The organism is Streptomyces griseus subsp. griseus (assembly GCF_000720255.1).
GTDB lineage: Bacteria > Actinomycetota > Actinomycetes > Streptomycetales > Streptomycetaceae > Streptomyces > Streptomyces griseus_I.
Genome location: NZ_JOJE01000021.1, coordinates 1 through 23826 on the forward strand (window position 1 = coordinate 1; position 23826 = coordinate 23826).

The window sequence follows — 23826 nt, forward strand, 5'->3', positions numbered from 1 at the left end:
CCGGTCCCGGATCGAGGTGAAGTCCGGCAGGATCACGTCCACGCCGGGCTGGGTCTCCTCGGGGAACAGCACGCCGCAGTCGACGATGAGCAGCTTGCCCGCGTGCTCGAAGACGGTCATGTTGCGGCCGATCTCACCCAGGCCGCCCAGGGCGATGACCCGCAGCCCCCCTTCGGGAAGAGGCGGGGCGGCTTTCAACTCGGGGTGCGGATGACTCATACCCTGACGGTACCCGGAGAGCGGGACAGGATGATCCATCGCCTGTGCGATCTCCTTTTCCCGACGGAGCGGGACACCCGCAGCGGGTGCCTCGGCACGATCGGATCAGGTCGGCGGCCGGAACAGGCGAGGGTGAAAAGCGCTATCACCTTCCGTGGCCGAACCGTTTGCCCGGTGCTGGAGAAGATCTCGTGCACCCTGTCGTGTATTCCGGCGTGCGCCACCTCCCGTTGGGCCTCGGCACTGGTCCACTCGAAGTGGTCGAGACGCGGGTGCCGTCGGCGCTCAGGAGCAAGTGGGCCGAGAGCGCCCCGAGGCAGCTTCCCTTGCCGGGCGTGACAGTTGGCTGTGTCCCCGAAGCGCTCGCCGCCCCCGCCAGCCATGCCGGAACCTGGTGACGTCCGTGAACGCGAGGAGCAGCCCCGCACGCCGTCCGGGTGGCGTGGGACTGCGGCGCAGCCGCAGCGATGCGCGGAGCTCCCGCCCGTGATCACCCAGAAGAAACACGTCACCCGCAGCTCTAGAAGAACCCAAGTTTCTTCGGACCATATGAAACAAGAACGTTCTTCGTCTGCTGGTGGTAGACGGGTGCCGCACGCGTTGACCTGCACAGATGACGCAAACCGGAGGCTGGCCCAGTGCCTCGGTCCCTGAATGGTCCGGATCTTGAATCGGTAACGCTGTGTGATTGGCCGGGCTTCAGGCTCCCCGGCGTCGCCCAGACCTTGCCAGTGGGCTGGATGGTGAAGGCTGCTCGGCCCTCCGGAGGATGCCCCCACTCGACCGGCAGATCCGGACCAGTGGACGGGGATGCAGGGATCGCCTCGGCGGTGCCTCACCAGTCGCGTGGTGACTGCCTTGTGTAGAGACTGCGTCCGGCCGAGTCGAGGATTACTCACCGGTGCTCGTCGTCGGTGAAGGCGGTGCCGGCCAGTGGGCCACGCCGCAACAGCGACCGGACGCCCTCAAAGGGGTATCGAGCACGAGTCGATACGCGCCGGAGGGCGGATGCCGTCTCGGGTGACGGCGTCAGGGCGCGGCCGAAACCTGCCGAGAAGGCCAGTGGGAGCCACGGCAGGCACGGCCGGGACCCTGGCATCAGCGTGAGCCGCTTCTCCGCAGGATCTGGTCGACGCCGACCGCGACGACGACGAGGGTCCCGGTCGCGACATCCTGGTAGAGACTGTCGATGCCCGCCTGAGTGAGACCGGAGCGGAGTACGTTGACGATGAGGGCCCCGATGAGCGTGCCGATGATGCTGCCCCGGCCGCCGAACAAGCTGGTGCCGCCGAGCACGACGGCGGTGATGCTCTCCAAGTTGGCCGTCTGGTAGGCGTTCGGGTCGGCGTTGGCGATCCGGCCGAGGGCCTGCCAGGCGGCGATGCCGTAGAGGAATCCGGCGGTGACGTAGACCGAGAGGACCGTGCTCCCGACGTTGATGCCGGTCAGACGGGCGGACTCAGGTGCGTCGCCGACGGCGTAAACGTGCGGGCCCCAGGCGGTGTTGGCAAGTACGTACCAAAAGAGCGCGTAAAGGCCGATGAGCATGAACGTCCCCCAGGTGAGGCGCACCGCTCCGAGCTGGATGCCGTACCCCCAGAACAGGAGCAGATCGGAGGTCACCTGATAGCTGCGCGAATCGGCGTAGAGCCGGCTCACCGCGAAGATGACGGTCAAGGCACCCAGGGTCACGATGAAGGGGGGCAAGCCCAGCCGGGCAACGAGCAGGCCGTTCACCAGTCCCAGGAACGTCGCCACGGCCAGACCGAGAAGCAGGGCCACCCCGGGGTTGCTGCCCTCGAAGGCAAGTTTGGCCATGACGATCGTGCCGAGGACCGCGATGGCGCCGTTCGAGAGGTCGATGCCGCCTGTGAGGATGATCAGGGACTGGCCCAGTGCCAGAGTGCCGATCACGATGGACTGCTGGAGCACCAGCGAGAGGTTCTGCGACGTCAGGAACGTATCCGTGGTGATCGAGAAGACCACCACGGCAATGAACAGAGCGGCGAGAGGGCCGACGGCCGGCGTGCGCAGGGCGTACCGGAGTCTCTCCCGGAGCCGGGCGTGCCGTTCATTGCCGACGGCGCGTCCGGTGGCAGGTGTTCTCATCGGTCAGCCTGATCCCCTTCGACCGCTCGACGTCGGTAGGTCATCCCCAGCAATGCTTCAGTCCCCAGTCCGTATTCTGAGACGCCAGTCCGTCCACTGGCTTGTCGGTGATGAGCACGGTGCCCGTGTCCGAGAGTCGGTGCGGCTTCTTCCCGCTCCTGGCGTACTCGACGACCGAGTCGACGCCTCGCGTGGCCATCCTGACCGGGAACTGCATGACCGTGGCGGCGTACTTGCCGGACCGGACGTCGCGGACGCCGTCGCACCCACCGTCGATGGAGCCGATGGTCACCTTCTGGGTGAGGCCGCGGGCCGCCATGGCCGCGGAGGCGCCGCCGGCCACCGGCTCGTTGATCGTGTAGACCGTGTTGATGTCGCTCGTGCGCTCCAGAAGGTTCTCCGTCGCAGCCTGTGCCGGATTGCGTTCTCCATTGGTGTTCGCCTGTCCGCGAATCGCCGGGGAGTCGTTCGCGATGCCGAAGCCCTTGAGGAACCCCTCGTGACGCTGCTCGCTGACGGTGGAGTCGTCCGTGCCGTCGAGCATGATCACCTTGGGCGGCCGGCCGGCGAGAGCAGCCCGGAGGTAGGCACCCTGGAGGCGTCCCGCTTTGACGTTGTCCGTCGCGTAGGTGGCGTCGGTCGCGCTCGGCGGCTCGGTGGTGGAGTCCAGCGCGATCACCACAATGCCCCGTCGGCGGGCCTCCGCGATGGTGCTCAGGAGCCCCGTGCCGTTCGACGGGGTGATGAGGATGCCCTTCACACCGGCGGAGATGAGACTCTCCATCGCGGCGACCTGGCCCTCGTTGTCCCCGTCGAACCGGCCGGCCAGGGCGATGAGCTTGGCGCCGTTCTCCTTCGCCGCCGCTGAGGCGGCCTCGCGCAGGGTCACGAAGTACGGATTGGTCTCGGTCTTGGTCACTAGGCCGATCTTGACCTTCCCCGACCCCGCGCCACCGCTGTCACTTTGCCCCCCGCCGCATCCTGCGGCCCCGAGCAGAAGGCCACCCGCCATGAGGAGCGCCGCTCCCCGTCGGCAACGCCACTGACATGCGCGCTCGCGGCTCGAACGGTCGTGTGTCATGGTCACGCCCTCCTTCGGCCGGTCCAACGCCCCACGATTCCTACCTCCGCCTCACGTGTCGAGATTATTCCGAAAGGTCACGTAAGCGAGCTTTGACCTACCGTTGACCACGGGGCGGATTTCCGCCGAGACCTTGTACTCTCGGCGCCGTCGCACGGAGGAGGCGAGGTACGCGTGACCGGTTCGCCGCTGCTCGCACTGCGTGGCATCTCCAAGCGGTTCGGTGCCGTGCAGGCCCTCAAGGACGTCGAGCTGGAAGTCCACCCCGGCGAGGTCGTCGCCCTTCTGGGGGACAACGGCGCCGGCAAGTCCACTCTCGTCAGGGTCATCGCGGGCGTCGCACCGGCCGACGACGGCGTCATCGAGTGGGAGGGTCGGGCGGTGCAGATCAGGACCCCTCAGGCCGCCCAACACCTCGGTATCGCGACCGTGTACCAGAACCTGGCGCTGTGCGACGGCCTCGATGTGGCCGAAAACCTTTTTCTCGGCCGGGAGCGGATACGCCCCGGTGTCCTGGGCCGCCTCCTCCGGCACATGGACAAGAGCAGCATGCGCGTGGAGGCACGTCGGCAGCTGGACGCACTGGGCATTCGCGTCCCCGACGTGCGCACCCCCGTCGCCACGCTGTCGGCGGGCCAGCGGCAGACGGTCGCGATCTCCCGGGCGCTCCTGGGCAAACCGAAGGCCGTCCTGCTCGACGAGCCCACCGCGGCACTCGGCACACAGCAGGCGGGCCATGTCCTCGACCTGGTCGACGAGCTCCGCGAACAGGGGATCGGGGTGATCCTCATCAGTCACAACATGGGAGACGTCAAGGCCGTCGCGGACCGGGCCGCGGTGCTGCGGCTCGGCTACAACAACGGTTTCTTCCACGTGCCGACCACATCTCAGGACCGGATCATCTCCTCCATCACAGGCATCTCGAGCAGCCCCTGATCCGCGCAGGATCCGCCCCACGCGGGACCGGAAAGCCGGTGCTGAGCTTGTCCCACCCGTTCCGGTACTCCAGCAACGTTTTACTGTCTGGCCTGGTCAGAGGCATTGTCCGGAGTGTAGTTGGATGGTGTGCGTCAGGGGCGTCTTGCCGGACCACCCCTGCAACGAGTGGATTCGTTGCTGACGCAGCGGGAGCGTCGCTTTCGGTAGGCGGGCCGCAAGCTGTTGCCGGACCGGGAGGTGCTGTGCGGGGTCTCGGGCGGAGGCGCTGCGGGACGCTGGCGGCGTTCCACTCCCACAGCCCCGGTCAGCAGGTCATGGCCGAGCCGCAGCCCAGCTCCTGGTGCGTCGCCGATCCCGGCGGCCCCAGATGTCGCCCTCCGCCTGCGCGAGGCACGCAATCGGGCTCGACCCAAGATTGGCGGGATTTCCCCCGATGGTCTGAGTCGCCATCCGACCAGGTCCGCCACCTTTCCCAGTTGCGGTGAACGTCGAAGCGGGGTCGCGGTCGCAGGTATCGGCCGAGGGAGCCGGGTTGGCCTCCGGTATCGGGCGGGCAGTTCGGGCTTGGCTGCGGTCAGGGCGACTGAGGTGGGGGTGCGGGCCCAGACACTGGGGGATGGCCGACCTTCGACCGCGCCGGACGCACCCCTCGGAAGTGGTTCCAGGAGGGGTGCCATTGGCTCGCGGCCGACCCGGGGCGGTGACCTGGAGTTGGAGCGTGACACCTGTATCGGATTGCCTGGAGCGCAACGATGCCTTCAGGCAACCGACTTGAGGCTTTAGAAGAACCCAAGTTTCTTCGGACTGTATGAAACAAGAAGGTTTTTCGTCTGCTGGTAGTGCTCCAGCATCATCTTGTGGGTCTCACGGCCGATCCCCGACTGCTTGTACCCGCCGAAGGCGGCGTGGGCCGGGTAGGCGTGGTAGCAGTTGGTCCAGACGCGGCCCGCCTGGATCGAGCGGCCCGCTCGGTACGCGGTGTTGATGTCGCGGGTCCAGACGCCCGCGCCGAGGCCGTACGACGTGTCGTTGGCGATCTTGACGGCGTCGTCGAAGTCGTCGAAGGACGTCACGGAGACCACCGGACCGAAGATCTCCTCCTGGAAGACCCGCATGCGGTTGTCGCCCTCGAAGATGGTCGGCTGGACGTAGTAACCGCCCTTCAACTCGCCCTCTTGGTCGAGGCGTTCACCGCCGGTGAGGACCTTGGCGCCCTCCTTGCGGCCGATGTCCAGGTAGGAAAGGATCTTCGCCAGCTGATCGCCGGATGCCTGGGCGCCGATCATGGTGTCGGTGTCGAGGGGGTGGCCGGGCTTGATCAGCTCCGTGCGGGCGACGGCTGCCTGAAGGAAGTCGCCGTAGTTGCCGCTCTGGATCAGCCCGCGCGACGGACAGGTGCACACCTCGCCCTGGTTGAGCGCGAACATGGTGAAGCCCTCGAGTGCCTTGTCGCGCAGGTCGTCGTCCTTGTCCCACACGTCGTCGAAGAAGATGTTCGGCGACTTGCCGCCGAGCTCCAGCGTCACCGGCTTGAGGTTCTCCGCGGCGTACTGCATGATCAGCCGCCCCGTCGACGTCTCCCCGGTGAAGGCCACCTTCGCCACCCGCGGACTGGATGCGAGTGGCTTTCCGGCCTCCGGGCCGAAGCCGTTGACGATGTTCACCACGCCCGGCGGGAGCAGGTCCGCCACCAGACTCATCCAGTAGTGGATGGACACCGGCGTCTGCTCGGCCGGCTTGAGGACGACCGCGTTGCCCGCCGCGATCGCCGGGGCGAGCTTCCACGCCGCCATCAGGATGGGGAAGTTCCACGGGATGATCTGCGCGACGACGCCGAGCGGCTCGTGGAAGTGGTATGCGACCGTGTCGTCGTCGACCTCGCCCAGCGAGCCCTCCTGAGCGCGGATCGCACCCGCGAAGTAGCGGAAGTGGTCGATGGCGAGCGGGATGTCGGCCGCCAGTGTCTCCCGGACCGGCTTGCCGTTCTCCCAGCTCTCGGCGACCGCCAGTGCCTCCAGGTTCGCCTCCATGCGGTCGGCGATCCTGAGCAGGACGTCCGAGCGCTCGGCGGCGGACTTGCGGCCCCAGCCGGGCGCCGCCGCGTGCGCCGCGTCGAGCGCCACCTCCACGTCCTCCGCCGTACCGCGTGCCACCTCGGTGAAGGGCTGTCCGTTCACCGGGCTGGGGTTCTCGAAGTACTGCCCGCGGGCCGGGGGCACGTACTCACCGCCGATGAAGTGGTCGTAGCGCGCCTGGTAGGAGACGATCGCGCCTTCCGTGCCGGGCGCCGCGTAACGGGTCATGCCGGTCTGCCTCCTTCAGCAGCGCTGCCCGCCGTTGGGCAGCTCTCGTCGGCGAGGCTAGGGAAGCGGACGTTGCAACCAGGTTGCGCCGCCGTCAGGGGGTAGGAGGTCAGGGAGCCGCCAGCTCGGACTCCAGGGCTGCCAGCCGGGACCGTACCGTCGCCGTCGGCCGTACCGCTGCCAGCGCACGCCACACCTCGACGTCGTCCTCACCCCAGGGCGTGTGGGCCCAGTCCGCCAGCAGGTCGGGGTCGCGTCGGGCTGTCAGCGCGGCCCGCAGCTCGTCGGCGAGGCGGTCGCGGATCCGAGCCACGGCCGGTGCGCGCGAGACGGGCAGCAGGGGACCGGCGTACGCCGTCGCGGCCGCCGTGACCGCACCGGCCGCCAGGCGCCGCTCCACGACGGCGAGGTCCGATTCGACCGGCACGGTGAGCCGGTACGGTCGCGAGGCCAGCAGCGCCGGCCCGAGGACCCCGCGCAGCCGGGCCAGTTCGGCGCGCAGGGTCACCGGCGTCACCGACTCGTCCTCGTACAGGGCGCACAGCAGCTCGTCACCGGTCAGTCCCTCCGGACGGCGGGACAACAACACCAGCAGCTCACTGTGCCTGCGGCTGAGCCTGATGCTGCGGCCGTCGGCGACGAGCAGTGCCTCGTCGCGGCCCAGCACGGTGAGTCGGAGCGCGTCGAACGCGGGCGGTTCCGGGGCGAGCAGCGCCAGGTGGGCCTCCGCGGCTCGGGCCACGGCCTGGACGAAGCCCAGGCTGTGCGGGTGCGCGAGACCGTCGCCGCCGGTGACGTCGACAGCGCCGAGCACCCGCCCGGTCCGCGGATCGTGCACCGGTGCCGCCGCACACGTCCAGGGCTGCACCCGGCGGATGAAGTGCTCGGCGGCGAACACCTGCACCGGGCGGTCGACGGCGACCGCAGTGCCGGGAGCGTTCGTCCCGACCGCGGACTCCGCCCAGCGCGCGCCGGGTACGAAGTTCATCCGCCCCGCTCTGCGCCGTGTCGCCGCGTGGCCTTCCACCCACAGCAGCCGACCGTGCGCGTCGCACACCGCGAGCAGATGCGACCCGTCGGCGGCGAACGTGCCCATGAGTTCCCGGAACAGCGGCATGACCCGCGCCAGCGGATGCTCGGCGCGCACCGCGTCGAGGTCGCCGTCCGCGATCTCGACGCTCGCGGTGCCGTCCGGCCCGACACCGGCCCGCGCGGAGCGCCGCCAGGAAGCGGCCACCACCGAACGCACCGGCCGCGCCACCGTGCCCGCCTCGGTGAACGTCTCGTGCGCGCGACGGAGGACCCGCGTACGTTCGGCGGGGTCGGCCCCGGACTCCAGGGCCACCCAGGGATCGGTCAACGCGGCCTCCCTCAGGGCGATGCGGCTGGGGACATCGTTGCGCCGGGTGCCCGCGCCGACAACCGTTTCGGCCATCGTCCCGGCCCCGGGACACTGTCAGGCGAGGTTGACCATTCTCAGATAGCGCACCCAGTCCCAGAGCGGCCCGGGGTCGGTGTGGTCGCTGCCGGGTACCTCGTAGTGCCCGATGATGTGCTCCCGGTCCTTGGGGATGCCGTATCTGTCACAGACCCACGCCGTGAGTCTCGCCGACCGCGCGTACAGGGCGTCGGTGAAGTAAGCGGGCCGGTCCACCCATCCCTCGTGCTCGATGCCGATGCTGCGCGTGTTGTGGTCCCAGTCGCCCGCGTGCCAGGCGACGTCGCTCTCCCGCACGCACTGCGCCACGTACCCGTCGACGGACCGCACCACATAGTGCGCGGACACGCCCTTGCCGGGGTCCCGGAAGATGGACAGGGCCTCGGAGTAAGTGGTCTGAGTGACGTGGATGACGACGCGGTCGACGGTGTAGTCCGCGGGGCGTCCCGCGGGGGTGTAGTTCGAGGGGGTCGCCGGCTGCCACTCGGCGAGGGGGTAGTCGACCGCCGCCTGTGCGCCGGCCCGGGTGCCGCTGAGCCATGCGTACGGCACGGCGGCGAAGGCCGCGCCCTTCAGGAGCCGTCGTCTGCTGGGACGCGGCCTGGCTCGTTCCATGGAGGGTCCCTTCGGTGCTGGGGTGGGGCGAGGGTGGAGGTCACGCACGGAGACGGGGACCGGGATATCCGGGACCGGACGGTCGAAATGCCGGGGTCACTCATCGCATGGGGCTCCGTTCTGCGCACAGCGGGCGCGTCTCGTGTGCATCACGGTACGGCGCTCCCCGATCATGCGGACGGGAGCGGCGCGTTTCCGTGGACAGCCACGGGCTTGTGGACAACTCGCCCACTCGAATGGGTGATTCCGGTGTAGCCCGCCGTATGGTGACGGGCCGTCAGGCCCGGTCCGCCGCCACCGCCGCCGGATCGTCCAGTACGGCCCGCACCACCGAGTGCGCGGCCCCCAGCAGCGGCCCTTCGGAGCCCAGCCGGGACACCGATACGGGGCAAGCGGGCCCCGCCGTGCGCCGCGCCAGTTCGCTCCGCAGGGCCGGCACGAGCCACGGAGCGAGTCCGGCCAGCGCACCGCCGAGGACGACGCCCTCGGGGTCCAGCAGGTTCACGGCCCCGGTCAGGGCGACGCCGAGCGCCGTACCGGCCTCGCGCAGGGCTCGCCGTACGTCCTCGTCACCGTCGGTGGCGCGTCCCGCCAGCAGCCCGACGCGGTCCTCGCCCAGCTCCAGGCCCGCGGCGCGCAGCACCGCCTCCTCGCCGGCGTACTGCTCCAGGCAGCCGCGTCCGCCGCACGCGCACTCCGGCCCGTCCGGCCGTACCGGCACATGCCCCAACTCGCCGGCGAACCCGCGTGTTCCCCGCAGCAGGTGCCCGTCCACGACGACGGCCGCACCGATGCCGATCTCGGCCGACACGTGCAGGAAGTCCCTCGGGGTGTCCTCACCGAGCCAGAGTTCGGCGAGTCCGCCGAAGTTGGCCTCGTTGTCCACGGTGAGCGGGAACTCCGCGGGCAGCAGGGCGCCGAGGTCGGTGTCGTGCCAGTCGAGGTTCGGGGCGCGTACGACGGTCCGCGCGTCGCGTGCCACCAGTCCGGGAACGGCCACCGCGAGCCCGGCCGGCCACAGCCCCTCCTGCTCCGCCTCGGCGACGACCCGGCGTACCAGCTCCGTGAGTTCCCCGATCACCGGCTCCGGGGCGCGGCCGCGGTTCGTGCCGTGCCGCACGGCACGCGCCCGCACCTTTCCGCGCAGGTCGACCGCGCAGACCGCGAGGTGGTCGACCCCCACCTCGGCGCCGATCCCCGCCGGACCGTGCCCACTGACCGTGAGCGCCGACCCCGGACGGCCCACTCGTCCGGGCCGCGCCCCTCCCGCGCGGCCCACCCCGCCGGGCCGTTCGGGACCCAGCTCCTCGAGCAGGCCGGAGCGTATGAGCTCGTCGACGAGAGTGGACACCGCCGCACGTGTCAGCCCGATGTGTGAGGCGACCGCGGCACGGGACAACGGCCCCTCGGCGCTGACGGCGTGCATCACCCGGGCCAGGTTGCGGCGGCGCATGCCCTGCTGGGTGTCGGGCAGCGCACGTCCGGGACCGGCCGAGTTGGTCTCGTGCGGCGGTGCGGTCATGCCTGTCGATCCCTCAGTGCGCGTCCGTGCCCCGCTCCAGCAGCGGGGCCGCGTCGGAGAGTACCCCGGCGATCCTGGTCAGCGTCTCCTCGTCCCTCTCCACGGCGTCCAGGACCGGTCCCTGAGCGGTGTTCCAGCGCCGGGCGACGGCGGCCGGGTCCTCGCCGGTCAGGAGGCCGGCGGCCTGTGCGGCGGCGCCGAGTGCGACGAGTTCCTTGGCCTCCGGAATCTGGACGGGGCGTCCCGACAGCCGTCGTACGGTCTGCTGCCAGGCCCTGCCGCGGGCGCCGCCACCGATCAGCAGCAGCGGCGCGGAGCGGTCCGCGTCCGCGTCGAGGACCAGGTCGAGCGCACCGAGCAGCGAGTGGACGGCGCCGTCGTAGGCGGCCTGGAGGAGCTGGCCGGCGGTGGTGTCGTGGCGCAGGCCGTGCAGGAGTCCCGAGGCGCCCGGCAGGTTCGGGGTGCGTTCGCCGTCCAGGTACGGCAGCAGCGTGATGGCGGTCGTCGGTTCCACGGCTTCCCGGTCCAGGCCCAGCAGGGCCGCGAGGCGGTCCACGGCGAGGGTGCAGTTCAGCGTGCAGGCCAGCGGCAGCCAGTCGCCGTGGGCGTCGGCGAAGCCCGCCACCGTGCCGGTCGGGTCGGCGGGGCGCTGCCGGGAGACGGCGTACACCGTGCCCGAGGTGCCCAGGCTCAGCACCGGCGTGCCGGGGCGCAGGCCCAGCCCCAGCGCGGCCGCCGCGTTGTCGCCGGTGCCGGGGGCCACCAGGGTGCCCTTGGCGAACGGCAGGTCATGGCTGTCGCGGACGGTGCCCGCCACCTCGCCCGGCCGTACGACGCGGGGCAGCAGAGCCGGGTCGAGCCCCACGTGCGCGAGGGTATCCGCGTCGTACGACTCCGTCCCGGACGCCCACCAGCCCGTGCCGGAGGCGTCGCCGCGGTCGGTCGTGCCCTGCCCGGTGAGGCGCTCGGTCAGGTAGTCGTGGGGGAGGCGTACGGCCTTCGTCGCGCGGACCGCCTCCGGCTCCTGCTGGGCCAGCCAGGCCCACTTCGTGACGGTGAAGGACGCGCCGGGCACGCTTCCCGTGCGCTCGGCCCAGGCCTTCGGGCCGCCCAGCTCCTCGATCAGCCGGCGCGCCTGCGGCGCCGAGCGCACGTCGTTCCACAGCAGCGCCGGGCGCACGGGCTCACCCCGTTCGTCGAGCGTGACGAGACCGTGCTGCTGACCGCCGATCGACACCGCCGCGGCCTCGTGCGCCGCGTCCCCGCACTGGCGCAGCGCCTCGCACAGAGCGTCCCACCACTGACGCGGGTCGCTCTCCCGGCCGGCCCCTGAGGACACGATGTGCGGGGCCTGACCGCTCGCGACGACCTGCCCGGTGGCCGCGTCGACGACGAGCACCTTGGTGGACTGGGTGGACGAGTCCACGCCGACGACGAGCGGACCCTCGGCTGCTGACATCGGGTTCTCCCTTTTTCCGCGGCTCCGCAGGCTCTGACCTGCATGTTCTTCATCTTTTCCGAGTCGCCCGGACCCGGAACCCACCCCTCGGGGACCTCTTGTCCCTTCCCAGAGCTGCGTCGGCATACTAATTTGTAAACGGCCATGACGAAATAGCCAGCAGCAAGGAGCCGCGGCATGAACTACCAGCCCACCCCCGAGCACAGGTTCACCTTCGGCCTGTGGACCGTCGGCTGGCAGGGGAGGGACCCGTTCGGCGACGCCACCCGCCGCGCCCTCGACCCCGTCGAGACGGTGCAGCGCCTGGCCGAGCTCGGCGCGTACGGTGTGACCTTCCACGACGACGACCTGATTCCCTTCGGCTCTTCGGACTCCGAGCGCGAGTCGCACATCAAGCGCTTCCGCCAGGCGCTCGACACGACCGGCATGACCGTTCCGATGGCCACCACCAACCTGTTCACCCACCCCGTCTTCAAGGACGGCGCGTTCACCGCCAACGACCGTGATGTGCGCCGCTACGCCCTGCGCAAGACGATCCGCAACATCGACCTCGCCGTCGAGCTGGGCGCGAAGACGTACGTCGCCTGGGGTGGCCGCGAAGGTGCCGAGTCCGGCGCCGCCAAGGACGTGCGCGTCGCGCTCGACCGCATGAAGGAGGCCTTCGACCTCCTCGGCGAGTACGTCACCTCGCAGGGCTACGACCTGCGCTTCGCCATCGAGCCCAAGCCGAACGAGCCGCGCGGCGACATCCTTCTGCCCACCGTCGGCCACGCGCTCGCCTTCATCGAGCGCCTGGAGCGCCCCGAGCTCTACGGCGTCAACCCCGAGGTCGGCCACGAGCAGATGGCCGGGCTCAACTTCCCGCACGGCATCGCCCAGGCCCTGTGGGCGGGCAAGCTCTTCCACATCGACCTCAACGGCCAGTCCGGCATCAAGTACGACCAGGACCTGCGCTTCGGCGCCGGCGACCTGCGCTCGGCCTTCTGGCTGGTCGACCTGCTGGAGAGCGCCGGTTACGACGGCCCGCGCCACTTCGACTTCAAGCCGCCGCGGACCGAGGACCTCGACGGCGTGTGGGCGTCGGCCGCGGGCTGCATGCGCAACTACCTCATCCTCAAGGAGCGCGCGGCGGCCTTCCGCGCCGACCCGGAGGTCCAGGAGGCCCTGCGTGCGTCCCGTCTGGACGAGCTGGCGCAGGCCACCGCGGCGGAGGGCCTTCAGGCGCTGCTCGCCGACCGCTCCGCCTTCGAGGAGTTCGACGTGGAGGCGGCCGCCGCCCGCGGGATGGCCTTCGAGCAGCTCGACCAGCTGGCCATGGACCACCTCCTGGGGACCCGCGGCTGAACGCACACGCGCGTGCTCGCGCCTGCGCCTACTGCGCGCGTACCGACGTGTACGCGCGCAGAGCGGTGATCGGCCCCCACGCGGAATGCTCCGGAATCGTGCGATCCATGGCATGAGTCCGTATCAACTCCCGCGCGGGGGTCGCCCACCGCCCGGTCCGAGACGACCCTGGGCGCCATGGCCAAGCCGCCCGTACCGCCCCAGCCGCCCGGACCGCCGGGTGACATGCCGCCTCCGGGCGGCTTCGGACCGCCCACTCAGGTCCTCGTCTCGGCCGGAGGTCCGAGAAGGCGTCCGAACCCCCTCTTCATCCTGCTCGTCGTGCTCGTCGCGATCGCAGCCGTCTCCGCCGTGGTGCTGCTGGCGTCCAACAGGGGCGACTCCCCGGGCGGCAAACCGTCCGGAGGGGGCAGCGCCAGTCCCAGCGGCTCGGCCGACCCCTCGTTCGGCATTCCGAGCGAGCTGCCCAGCGGACTGCCGAGCCGGATTCCCACTCTGCCGTCGCAGTTCCCCACCGAGCTGCCGAGCGGTCTGCCGAGCGATCTCGAGTCACTGGTGCCGTCCTTGGACGACCTCCTGCCGTAGCCGAGGTTCAGGCTCCTGCCGTAGCCGAGGTTCAGGCCTTGTCCTCATCGGGGCCCGGCTCCAGCGAGGCCAGGGCCGTCGCCGGGTCCCGGGCCGGCCCTCCCGCGGGGACCCAACGACCACGTTCCTCGCGGTACGGCCACCAGCGTCCGTCCCGGCCGAGGCGCAGCTGGTGGGGTGTGCCGACGACGGTCCACCGGTTGCCGCCCGTCTCCAGCGGCGGCTGTTCGTCCTGCTCCCAGGCCGCCTCCAGGGCGGCACGCGCGCGTGCCAGCGCCTCGCCCCGAACGGGCCACTCCTCCTCGAGGACCGACAGCCCGACCGCGCCCCCGTGGTGCCAGGCCCGCACGGCCGCCGCCAACTCCTCCCGGTCACGCCCCGACCCCTCGGCCAGCCGGTCCGCGATGACCTCCTCCGGCCCGCCCGCGGCAAGGCGGACGGCGTCCTGGGACACGGTCGGCTCAGCCCCGAGCGGCTGCTGCCGCCCCTGGAGCGCCTCGGCGAGCAAGCGGTGTGCCTCCGCCGCGGTGCGGGCCGCCACGAACTCCAGCGCGACCGGATCGACCCCCGGCGCGGGCTGCGCCTCCGTGTCGAGCGACGGTGGCACGCCGGGTTCCTCGGGCAGCCCGGGCAAGCCGGGCAGGGGCGGCAGGATCTCACCGGTCGCGTACGCCTCCGCCGCGTCCACGCCCTCGGCGTCCGCTGGGACAGGCGCCTCGGGCGGTGTGCGGGTGCCAAGGGCCTGGAGATCGTCCAGGACCGTCCGTTCACCGCGCCCCCGCATCAGCAGCAGGACGAACGGGTCCTGGTCGAGCAGGCGCGCCACCTGGTAGCAGAGTGCCGCCGTGTGTCCGCAGTGGTCCCAGGCCCCGCAGCCGCACTCCGGCTCCATGTCACCCATGCCGGGCAGCAGGTCGATGCCCGCGGCCGCCGCGTCCTCGACCAGGTGCGGCGGCATCTCGCGGTCCAACAGCGCCGCCACATGACCGGCCCGCTGCGAGGCCATGTCCAGGAATCGCTCCCACTGCGCGTCGGACAGCTCGTCCAACAGGACATCGGCCCGATGCGTGGAGCGGTCCGGGTCCTGTACGACGGCCGTGATCCGCCCAGGTCGCACCGACACCGCTCCCACGGCGCCCGCGCGCGCGAGTCTGCGGCCCGTCTTCACCTGCTGTCCGTCCAGCGCCCCCTCCTCCAGCGCCTTCAGCCAGGCCCGGCCCCACCACGTCTCCGCGAAGCCCCGACCGTGCGCGGGCGGCATCGCGGCGAACGTCCGCTCCGTCTCCCTGTCGTTCCGGCTCATCGGTTCCCCCCTCGCAGCTCGACCAGATCGGCGAGTTCCGCATCCGTCAGTTCGGTGAGCGCGGCCTCGCCGGAGCCCAGTACGGCGTCGGCGAGCCGCTGTTTGCGGCTGAGCATGTCGGCGATGCGGTCCTCGATCGTGCCCTCCGCGATCAGCCGGTGCACCTGCACGGGCCGGGTCTGGCCGATGCGGTACGCGCGGTCGGTGGCCTGCGCCTCGACGGCCGGGTTCCACCAGCGGTCGTAGTGCACGACGTGCTCGGCCCGAGTGAGGTTCAGCCCCGTGCCGGCCGCCTTCAACGACAGCAGGAAGACCGGCACCTCGCCGTCCTGGAAGCGCTGCACCAGCGCCTCTCGCTCGGCGATCGGTGTCCCGCCGTGCAGGAACTGTGTGGGCACTCCCCGGGCCGCGAGATGTCGCTCGATGAGGCGGGCCATGCGCACGTACTGCGTGAAGACCAGGACACCCGCCCCCTCCGAGAGGATCGTGTCGAGCAGCTCGTCCAGCAGCTCCAGCTTTCCCGAGCGCCCTGGGATGCTCGGCCGCTCCTCCTTGAGGAACTGCGCCGGGTGGTTGCAGATCTGCTTCAGACCCGTCAGCAGCTTCACGATCAGCCCCCGGCGTGCCATGGCGTCGGCGGCCGAGATCTCCGCGAGCGTCTTGCGTACCAGGGCCTCGTACAGGCCCGCTTGTTCCCTGGTGAGCGACACCGGGTGATCGGTCTCGGTCTTGGGCGGCAGTTCCGGCGCGATGCCAGGATCCGACTTGCGGCGGCGCAGCAGGAACGGACCCACGAGCCGGGCCAGCCGCTCGGCGGCGGCCGGGTCGCGGCCACCCTCGACCGCCTGCGCGTACCGCGTCCGGAAGGCGCCGAGCCGGCCCAGCAGGCCCGGCGTGGTCCAGTCGAGGATCGCCCACAGCTCGGAGAGGTTGTTCTCCACCGGTGTACCGGTCAGCGCCACACGCGCGCGTGCGCCGATGGAACGCAGCTCCCGCGCGGTGGCCGAGTACGGGTTCTTCACGTGCTGGGCCTCGTCCGCCACGACCAGTCCCCACGGCACCTCGGCGAGCCGCCGCGCGTCCTGGCGCATCGTGCCGTACGTGGTGAGCACGAACTCCCCGTCGGACACCTCCGCCAGATCCCGCCGCTGTCCGTGGAAGCGGCGCACGGGCGTCCCGGGGGCGAACTTCTCGATCTCCCGCTGCCAGTTGCCCATCAGCGACGTCGGGCAGACCACGAGGGTGGGGCCTGTCGTCGACGGATCGGTCTGCCGGTGCAGATGCAGGGAGATCAGCGTGATCGTCTTCCCGAGCCCCATGTCGTCGGCCAGGCAGCAGCCGAGCCCCAGGGACGTCATGTGGGCCAGCCAGCTCAAACCCCGCTGCTGGTAGTCCCGCAGCGTGGCCGCGAGCGTGGCCGGTCGGCCGACCGGCTCCTGGGCCTCGGGGTTGGCGATCCGTTCCCGCAGGGCCGCCAGCCATCCCGTGGCCTGTACGTCCACGCGGCGGCCGTCCACCTCCGCGGAGCCCGTGAGAGCAGCGCTCAGCGCGTCGACGGGCGTGACTTTGCGATCCTGCTGCGCGCGAGCCCGGCGCACCTCCTGGGGGTCGATCAGGACCCACTGGTCACGCAGGCGCACGACCGGCCGGCTGGCCTCGGCGAGACGGTCCAGCTCCTCGTGCGTGAGCCGCTGGTCGCCGAGGGCGAACCGCCAGTCGAAGGCGAGCAGGGCGTCCGCGGACAGGAACGACGGCACGTCCGACGAGGCCTTCTCGGGCCCCTCGCCTTCGTCCGGCGGACCGACCACCACGCGGGCGGTCAGTTCACGCGCGAGGCCCTTGGGCCAGTGCACGTCGACTCCCGCGGCGGCAAGGGCCCGTGAGCCTTCTCCGAGCAGCTCGGTGACCTCCTCGTCGGCGAGATCGAGGGCGTCCGGCACGGCCGTCCCGAGCAGAGGGGTGAGCGAGGGCCAGGCCCGGCCCGCGCGGCGCAGGGCGAGCAGCGCGTCCATTCGCGCGCGTGGGCCGAAGGCCGCGCCGGTGTCGCCGGAATCGGCCCATACGTCGGAGACGTCCGCGACGAGAGCTGGGTCGCTCAGGCTGTGCACCTGGAGCACGGCCCGGAACGTGACAGCGGTGTCGCCGGGCTCGGCGGTGCCGTGCTTGCCGGTGGCCCGGGGAACGTGCACGCCGGTACCGGTCACCTCGGTACCGGTGATGCCCATCGTGTCCGCTTCCTCACCGGTGATGCCGATGCCCCTCACCCCGCTGCCGGGCGCGCCGATACCCGAGACCTCGACCCGGAGTGAGATCCGCACGCCGGCGTCGTGGCCTGCGGCCACATCGGCGGCCCAGGCCCGCTGCTCGGGCATGTGGTGCGGCTCCCGTGCGGCGTAGGCAGGGCCGCCCGTGGCCAGGTGCGCGGCGGGGGAGCGGGGCAGCGTGTCGGCCACCGCGTCGAGAAAGGCCCGCACCGAGCGCTCCGGGTCGGGCAGCCGCAGCGGCACGGCGCCGGCGACCGGCAGGGCGTGTGCCTCGGGCGGCATCGCGGCGGCGAGATCGCGGACGCGGTCGGCGTCCTCCGTGCCCAGCGGGCCCACGCGCCAGGCGTCGTGGTCGCTCGCCGACAGGCCTGGCAGGAGCAGTCCGCGTGCCGTGAAGTGGAGCGCGAGCACGGTGGCGGCGCCCCAGAACCTGGTGGCGCGGTGCCCGTGTGCGTCGGTACGCGCGTGCGCGAGGACGGGCAGGGCCGCGCGCACCGGCAACAGCAGGGCGGGCACCGTCACCGCCTCGACGCCCTCGTCACCGGGCAGGGCGACGACCAGGTCCCCGGCGGAACCCGACGCGACGTCGGGGGGAGCGTCCCCGTCGGGGCGCCAGAAGGCGACGGTGCCGGTACGGGCCGGATCGCCGGGCACGAATACGGCGCAGCAGCGGGCCAGTTCGGAGATGTCGGACGGTGTTGCCTCGGGAACCCACTCCGCGGTGATGAGCCCACTCCTCAAATTTGACTACTGGGTCGAGTCGCTGATTATACAGCGCGTTGATACTCTGCCTCGATCGACTGTCTTATGATCTGCGTCACCCTCGCCGGTTGGCTGGGGCTCACCTCAGGGGTATGTAAGGGGTGTGTCAGGGGTGTCTCAGGGTCGCGGACGGAACTGTGGCATGCACGGGCCCGTTCTCAGAGCAGAGAGCGGCAGTGGCCGCGAAGGAGGCGACGCACATGTCCAAGAACGCGAAGATCGCCGCAGGGGGTGTGGCGGTCGGGCTCCTCTTGTTGATCTGGTTGCCCTGGTGGGCCTCACTCCTGATCATTCTGGGAGTTCCGGCGGTCGCCTACCTCACCCTGGACCCCTCGCAGCGGCGCAGGCTCAGGCGGGCGACGCGCAAGGAGCTCGGCCGCTGAGGCACCACCGCCGCGGGCCGCAACGGCCGTGCGGCGCGCCCGAGGCGATCGCATCCCCGTCCGCGGTCCACGGCCGTCCGGCCGTACGGCCCGCGGACGGAGCGGTGCCACGCTCCACGGCGTCGAGTCTCCAGCACACCGGGTCCTGAGCGCCGGGTCCTCAAGCACCGAGTCCGAAAGCGCCGCATCAGAACACCCCGCATCGGAACGCGCCGAGTCCGAGCGGTGGCTCAGCTGGGCCGTACGGCCATCTTGTCCAGCGCCTCCAGTAGGCCCGGCAGCTCAGGTCCCCGGCCCACTGGCAGTACCTCGCCCGGCTCCTCGTCGAGCAGCACGAACGCGATGTCGTCGGTGCGGGCCACGAGCGACCAGCCCGGGCCGTCGGCACGCAGGGTACGCGCGTCGCCCGACGCGAAGGCCGACCGGACGCGCCCCAGGGGCGGTGGGGTGTCCACGTAGGCGCGCGCCTCCGCGAGGACACGCCGGACGCCGTTGTGGCCCTTGGGCGCGCTTGCCGTGCTCTGTGCCCCCCGCGTGCCCTCCTCGGCCCCCGGGCCCTCCTGTGCGCCGTCCGAGGGCGCGGGCGAGGCCTCCGAGGGTGCGAAGTCGGCGTCGTCTATCTGCTCCCGCCACATCGCCCACTGGAGCGCGATCTCGTCCGCGCCCAGGCGTCGCTGTGCCGGACCCCAGGTGGCCGTGTCGGGCGGGGTCAGCGGGGGGCCCTCGCCGGCCTCCGGGCCGGGATCGTGCGGCGCGGGCACGCCGGGGGCCGCCACGGCGACCGCCAGCGGCCAACCCGGCAGCCCGGCCACGACCGACCGCTCGTCGGGCGAGAGGTCGTACTCCATACCGCAGTCCCAGGACGCGATGGCGACGGCCACCAGTGACACGTCGTCCACGACGACGGTCCAACGCGCGCCCTCCCCGTCCTGGCCCAACACCAGGCCGTACCCGTCGGCAAGTGGTGGGAGCCCGAGCGCCGCGCAGGCCTCCGGGTAGTCGTCGCCCAGCACACTCGGGAACTTCGCCGGCGTCAGCAGCACCGCCGTGAGCACGTAGAGCGCATCGTCCTCGGCGGCGACGGCGTCCTCGCCCGTCCCGGCCATCCCAGCCTCCCCATGGGTTTGTCCAACGGCGCGCACCCTAGTGCGACCGGAAGGCCCTTGTCACGACTCCCCACCACACCGGAGCTGCAGTTTTCCACCTGGACGGGGCGAATCGGCCATCCACCGCCCGGATGATCAAGCAGCGGGCAGTCCGAGCAGCGCACGGGCCACGGCCCGCGGCGACTCGTCGCGCTCCCGCGCGAGGGCTATCACCGCGCGGCACGCCAGTTCGTTGACGCCGAAGGACAGCGCCTCCGGCGACACCCAGCCCGCCGCCTCGTCGATCCGCTCCTGGTCGTCGTCCGCGCACGCCGAGACGTACGCGGCCGCGGCCTCAAAGAGGTTGTGGGTGCGCTTCTCCGGGGTGCTCCGCCCACCATCGGTGTCCGTCCCCACGCGCGCGGCGTCCTTCGCGCGCGTGGCGCCCAGAAAACGGGCACACGCCTTGCGAAACGTGTCTGACATGCCGACCACCTTCCCCATCGGGTTGCCTGACCGATCTCCCAGTTCCTGCCCCACAACGTAGAGTTGGAGCTTCGGCCGCAGAAGGGGGAGAGCGCGATGAAGCGCTTCGAACGGCTCGCACAGATCCGGCGGATGGATCCGTACGAGGACGCTTCCGACATCTACCGGCTCACCTCGGCGTACGAGTTCCCCTGGGACGTCACCCGCGCACTTGAGTTGGCTCTGTACCGCACCTACGCCGTACCCAGCATCGGCCGCCTGCTCGCCGAGACGGGGGAGCTCACCGACCGCGCACAGAAGCGCTACGACGACACCTCGCTGCTCCTCGACGCCGTGGTCGAGCACGGCTTCGACAGTCCGCAGGGGCGCACGGCCGTTCGCCGCATCAACCAGATGCACCGCGGCTACGACATCGGCAACGACGACATGCGGTACGTCCTGTCGACGTTCGTCGTGATGCCCAAGCGCTGGATCGACGCCTACGGGTGGCGCAGGATGTCGCGTCACGAGGTCGTCGCCTCCGCCGTCCACTATCGCACCCTGGGACGGCACATGGGCATCGGAGACATCCCCGAGACCTACGAGGAGTTCGAGGATCTGCTCGACACCTACGAGGAGGCGCACTTCGCCTGGGACCCGGGCGCGCGCCGCGTCTCGGACGCCACGCTGGACCTGATGGCCTCCTGGTACCCTCGCCCGCTCGCACCGCTGCTGCGCTCCTCGACGCTCGCCCTGCTCGACGAGTCCCTCTTGAGGGCCTTCCGTTACCCGCCGCCCCGTGCCGCCACCCGCGCGCTGGTGCGTCGCGCGGTGCGCCTGCGCGGGCGTGCCGTCCGTCTGCTGCCGTCGCGCGGCGCCCCCCACCACGCGCGGCAGAACCGGGAGATCAAGGGCTACCCGAACGGCTACCGGCTGGAGGAACTCGGCACCCGTCCGGTGCCCGGTGTCCGTGGGTGCCCCGTGCTGCACGTGGGCGACTCAGCCGCCCAGTGAGGCGAGCGTGTCCCGCAGCCAGGTGAGTTCGGCCCGGGACGTGGCGCGCGCGATGGTGAGGATGCCGCGCCGGAACGGATCGTCCAACTCCTCGGCGCGCAGCGGCCGGTCGCCCTCGTAGAAGAAGCTCGCCGGTTCCTCCAGGAAGGTGAGGCGGCGCCGCAGGACGGCCGACTGGGCGTCGGGGTCTTCCAAGTGCCGGAGGAAGGCGAGAACCGTGAACCAGCGGTTCTCGTCTGAGATGTCGCGCTGGACGGGGTCGGCGAGCCGGTGGCGCAGCTCCTGCCTGCCCTCGTCGGTGAGGGTCAGTGTGTGACGGGGGGCTGCCACGGCACCGGGCTCCGTGGCACGTGCCAGGAAGCCCGCCTTCTCCAGCCGCTTGATGGCGGGATACAGCGTGCTCTCGGCAACGGGACGCACATGCCCCGTCAAGGCTGTGAGGCGTTTGCGCAACTCGTAGCCGTGCAGCGGGGCGTCGTACAGGAATCCGAGGATGGCGAGTTCCAGCATGCCCGCATTCTCTCCCATACGCGTGGTACATCGAGTACGGAGTATTACTGTATGGGAATACCTCGGTACCGATGTATTGTGTGGTCGTGACGCCGACCGGGCGGACAGGGGAGGACACGATGAAGCAGGCCGAGTTCGACGACCAGGGAAGCCGCATCCGCTGGACGGAGGTGGCCGGAGCCGAGCCCGCGCGTGTGTATGTGCACGGGCTGGGAGCGGCGTCCGGCGTGTACCACGCGCACATAGCGGCGCGCCCCGAACTCGCCGGCCGACGCAGCCTGTTCGTCGACCTTCCGGGGCACGGCATCAGTGACCGGCCGGCTCACTACGAGTACACGCTCGAGGACCACGCCGACGCCCTCGCGGCCGCCCTGGACCAGGCGGGAGTGAAGGGCGCCGAACTCATCGCGCACAGCATGGGCGGCTCCGTGGCCCTGGTGCTCGCCCACCGTCGGCCCGACCTGGTCTCCCGGCTGGTCCTCACCGAGGCCAATCTCGACGCCTTCCCGCCGCCTACCGCCGGGAGCAGCGGCATCGCCTCGTACGAGGAGGACGCGTTCGTCGACGGTGGGCACGCACGCGTGCTGGAGAAGGTCGGCCCGCTGTGGGCCGCCACCATGCGCCTCGCCGATCCGCGCGCCCTGCACCGCAGTGCCGTGGGGCTGAGGCGCGGATCCGACCCGATCATGCGGGACATCATCGAAAGGCTGCCCATCGAGCGCGTCTATCTCCAGGGCGGGCTGAGCGGGGAGCTCCCCGGCACGGATGCCCTGGAAGCGGCGGGCGTGCGCGTGGTGACCGTGCCGGGTGCGGGGCACAACGTCATGTTCGACAACCCCGACGCCTTCGCGGCAGCGGTCGCCGGAGAGGTGTGACGAGCGGTCAGGCTTCCCGTACGGCCAGGACCAGGAACCGTACGTCCTCGTCGACGTAGGACGTCATCCGCCACCCGGATGCCGCCAGCAGGGGGCGGAGACGGGGCTCCGCGCGCAGGTCGTCCGGGGTGATCCGGCGGCCCTGGCGGGCCGCGAGCGCCGCCCTGCCGATCGGATGGAAGAGCGCCAGCGTGCCGCCGGGCCGCACCACCCGAGCCAACTCCCGCAGGTTCGCTGCCGGATCGGGCAGGTGCGAGATGAGGCCGGCCCCGAACACGGCGTCGAGCGACTGCGAGCGCAGCGGCAGCGCGGTCACGTCGGCGAGCATCAACCGTCCGTCCCGATCCCGTCCGGCTCGTACGGCCTGCTCCAGCATGGCCGGGGTCAGATCGGCTCCGACGACCACTCCCGAGGGCCCCACGGCCGCCCGCAGTGGTGGCAGCGCCCGCCCGGTCCCGCAGCCCGCGTCGAGCACTCGGTCGCCCTCGCGCAGAGCGAGATCGGCGACCGCGGCCGCGTAGGCGGGGCCGTCGTCGGGGAAGCGGCTGTCCCAGTCGGCCGCGCGGGCGGTGAAGAACTCCTGCACGTGTGTGTGATCGTCGCTCATGTTCTGCATGATCCCTCACCGGTACGGAGGATGACTCTGCGCACATGTTCGAGCGGGACGCGATCGTTCCGGCGCATTTCTGTGTCATATTCCAGCACCTTTCGAAACGCGCCCCCTTTGTGCCTCCGTCCCCCCTAGCGTCCCTGGGCCATGGGACACCTGGACCACGCCACCTTCGGCTGGCTGACCCCCGTGCTGTCGTACGCGATGGCCTGCACGGGCGCCGCGCTCGGCCTGCGCTGCACCGTGCGTGCGCTCGGCGCCACCGGCCGGTCGCGCCGCAACTGGCTCGTCACCGCCGCCTCCGCTCTCGGCACCGGCATCTGGACCATGCACTTCGTGGCCATGCTCGGCTTCGGCGTCAGCGGCACGGACATCCGCTACGACGTGCCGCTGACCGTCCTCAGCCTCCTCGTCGCCATGACCGTCGTCTGCGCGGGCGTCTTCGCCGTCGGCTACAGCCGTGACCGCACGCGCGCACTCCTCCTCGGTGGGCTCACCACCGGACTCGGGGTCGCGAGCATGCACTACCTCGGCATGGCCGCGGTGCGCCTGCACGGGGACGTGACCTACGACCCGGTGCTCGTCGGGCTCTCCGTCCTGATCGCGGTCGTGGCGGCGACGGCGGCCCTGTGGGCGGCCCTCAACATCAAGTCGCCCCGCGCGGTCACCCTCGCCTCGCTCGTCATGGGGGCGGCGGTGAGCAGCATGCACTACACCGCGATGTTCGCGGTGCACGTGCGCGTCGCCCCCTCCGGCGAGGTGCTGCCCGGGGCCACGGCGATGCAGTTCATCTTCCCCCTCGCCGTCGGCCTCGGGTCCTACCTCTTCCTGACCTCCGCCTTCGTCGCGCTGTCGCCCACCTCCGGCGAACGCGAGGCGTCCGCCTCGGCCCAGCGACCTGTCGAGCGCGTCGCCGGCTAGGGGCGGGCGTGCACCCCGAC

General features: G+C 71.2%; 20 protein-coding genes and 1 pseudogene. 7 read left to right on the forward strand and 14 right to left on the reverse strand.

Annotated features, from left to right (window positions below; genetic code table 11):
- The 3 genes and pseudogenes from IG99_RS26615 to IG99_RS26625 form a co-directional block, all read right to left on the reverse strand.
- Positions 1-219, reverse strand: a pseudogene (locus IG99_RS26615) (RNase J family beta-CASP ribonuclease); the annotation flags it as partial.
- 1098 nt (positions 220-1317) lie between these two features.
- Positions 1318-2328 carry an ABC transporter permease gene (locus IG99_RS26620; RefSeq protein WP_037677892.1) on the reverse strand — a complete coding sequence of 337 codons (1011 nt, stop codon included), beginning with the start codon at positions 2326-2328 and terminating at the stop codon, positions 1318-1320.
- Between the two features lie 40 nt (positions 2329-2368).
- Positions 2369-3409 (reverse strand): substrate-binding domain-containing protein, encoded by a 1041-nt coding sequence (locus tag IG99_RS26625; protein ID WP_394298050.1) that lies wholly within the window; start codon positions 3407-3409, stop codon positions 2369-2371.
- Positions 3410-3583: 174 nt separating this feature from the next.
- On the opposite strand from IG99_RS26625, the gene IG99_RS26630 reads away from it, so the two are divergent.
- Positions 3584-4345, forward strand: a complete 762-nt coding sequence (locus IG99_RS26630) for an ATP-binding cassette domain-containing protein (RefSeq protein ID WP_037677895.1) — start codon at positions 3584-3586, stop codon at positions 4343-4345.
- 782 nt (positions 4346-5127) lie between these two features.
- On the opposite strand, the gene exaC is transcribed toward IG99_RS26630, so the two are convergent.
- The 5 genes from exaC to xylB form a co-directional block, all read right to left on the reverse strand.
- A complete protein-coding gene (gene exaC / locus IG99_RS26635) occupies positions 5128-6651 on the reverse strand; it encodes an acetaldehyde dehydrogenase ExaC (protein ID WP_037677896.1) in 1524 nt (507 codons plus the stop codon).
- A gap of 109 nt (positions 6652-6760) precedes the next feature.
- Positions 6761-8011, reverse strand: a complete 1251-nt coding sequence (locus IG99_RS26640) for a GAF domain-containing protein (protein ID WP_037678016.1) — start codon at positions 8009-8011, stop codon at positions 6761-6763.
- Between the two features lie 96 nt (positions 8012-8107).
- Positions 8108-8704: an N-acetylmuramoyl-L-alanine amidase gene (locus tag IG99_RS26645; protein WP_037677897.1), complete on the reverse strand. Its 597-nt coding sequence runs from the start codon at positions 8702-8704 to the stop codon at positions 8108-8110.
- 277 nt (positions 8705-8981) lie between these two features.
- Positions 8982-10226, reverse strand: a complete 1245-nt coding sequence (locus IG99_RS26650) for an ROK family transcriptional regulator (RefSeq protein ID WP_037677898.1) — start codon at positions 10224-10226, stop codon at positions 8982-8984.
- A gap of 13 nt (positions 10227-10239) precedes the next feature.
- Positions 10240-11685 (reverse strand): xylulokinase, encoded by a 1446-nt coding sequence (gene xylB / locus IG99_RS26655; protein WP_037677899.1) that lies wholly within the window; start codon positions 11683-11685, stop codon positions 10240-10242.
- Positions 11686-11862: 177 nt separating this feature from the next.
- Between xylB and xylA the strand changes: the two genes are divergently transcribed.
- Both xylA and IG99_RS45855 read left to right on the forward strand, forming a co-directional pair.
- Positions 11863-13029 carry a xylose isomerase gene (gene xylA, locus IG99_RS26660; RefSeq protein ID WP_037677900.1) on the forward strand — a complete coding sequence of 389 codons (1167 nt, stop codon included), beginning with the start codon at positions 11863-11865 and terminating at the stop codon, positions 13027-13029.
- Between the two features lie 177 nt (positions 13030-13206).
- Positions 13207-13614, forward strand: coding sequence for a hypothetical protein (locus tag IG99_RS45855; RefSeq protein WP_078947918.1), 408 nt, complete (start codon positions 13207-13209; stop codon positions 13612-13614).
- Positions 13615-13645: 31 nt separating this feature from the next.
- On the opposite strand, the gene IG99_RS26670 is transcribed toward IG99_RS45855, so the two are convergent.
- Both IG99_RS26670 and IG99_RS26675 read right to left on the reverse strand, forming a co-directional pair.
- The gene (locus tag IG99_RS26670; RefSeq protein WP_037677901.1) at positions 13646-14917 is read right to left on the reverse strand and encodes an SWIM zinc finger family protein; all 1272 of its coding nucleotides are present in this window, start codon (positions 14915-14917) and stop codon (positions 13646-13648) included.
- Complete coding sequence (locus tag IG99_RS26675) at positions 14914-17922, reverse strand: DEAD/DEAH box helicase (RefSeq protein WP_234311957.1); 3009 nt, start codon at positions 17920-17922, stop codon at positions 14914-14916. Before IG99_RS26675 ends, IG99_RS26670 begins: the two co-directional genes overlap by 4 nt.
- Positions 17923-18143: 221 nt before the next feature.
- Here IG99_RS26675 and IG99_RS26680 point away from each other — a divergent pair, with 221 nt between their 5' ends.
- Entirely contained in the window at positions 18144-18326 is a 183-nt protein-coding gene (locus IG99_RS26680) for a hypothetical protein (protein WP_037677902.1), read from the forward strand.
- A 230-nt stretch (positions 18327-18556) separates the two neighbouring features.
- On the opposite strand, the gene IG99_RS26685 is transcribed toward IG99_RS26680, so the two are convergent.
- Together IG99_RS26685 and IG99_RS26690 are read right to left on the reverse strand one after the other, a co-directional pair.
- Positions 18557-19432: a hypothetical protein gene (locus IG99_RS26685; protein WP_037677903.1), complete on the reverse strand. Its 876-nt coding sequence runs from the start codon at positions 19430-19432 to the stop codon at positions 18557-18559.
- A 135-nt stretch (positions 19433-19567) separates the two neighbouring features.
- A complete protein-coding gene (locus IG99_RS26690) occupies positions 19568-19897 on the reverse strand; it encodes a hypothetical protein (RefSeq protein WP_037678022.1) in 330 nt (109 codons plus the stop codon).
- 96 nt (positions 19898-19993) lie between these two features.
- Here IG99_RS26690 and IG99_RS26695 point away from each other — a divergent pair, with 96 nt between their 5' ends.
- Entirely contained in the window at positions 19994-20890 is an 897-nt protein-coding gene (locus tag IG99_RS26695) for an oxygenase MpaB family protein (RefSeq protein ID WP_037677904.1), read from the forward strand.
- Here IG99_RS26695 and IG99_RS26700 read toward each other — a convergent pair.
- A complete protein-coding gene (locus tag IG99_RS26700) occupies positions 20876-21400 on the reverse strand; it encodes a PadR family transcriptional regulator (protein ID WP_037677905.1) in 525 nt (174 codons plus the stop codon). The two genes, IG99_RS26695 and IG99_RS26700, sit on opposite strands and share 15 nt — an antisense overlap.
- Positions 21401-21519: 119 nt before the next feature.
- Here IG99_RS26700 and IG99_RS26705 point away from each other — a divergent pair, with 119 nt between their 5' ends.
- The gene (locus tag IG99_RS26705) at positions 21520-22275 is read left to right on the forward strand and encodes an alpha/beta fold hydrolase (RefSeq protein WP_037677907.1); all 756 of its coding nucleotides are present in this window, start codon (positions 21520-21522) and stop codon (positions 22273-22275) included.
- A gap of 7 nt (positions 22276-22282) precedes the next feature.
- Here the strand turns inward: IG99_RS26705 and IG99_RS26710 are convergent, their stop codons facing one another.
- Positions 22283-22882 carry a class I SAM-dependent methyltransferase gene (locus tag IG99_RS26710; protein ID WP_037678023.1) on the reverse strand — a complete coding sequence of 200 codons (600 nt, stop codon included), beginning with the start codon at positions 22880-22882 and terminating at the stop codon, positions 22283-22285.
- 150 nt (positions 22883-23032) lie between these two features.
- On the opposite strand from IG99_RS26710, the gene IG99_RS26715 reads away from it, so the two are divergent.
- Complete coding sequence (locus IG99_RS26715) at positions 23033-23806, forward strand: MHYT domain-containing protein (protein WP_037677908.1); 774 nt, start codon at positions 23033-23035, stop codon at positions 23804-23806.
- The last annotated feature ends 20 nt before the right edge of the window (positions 23807-23826 follow it).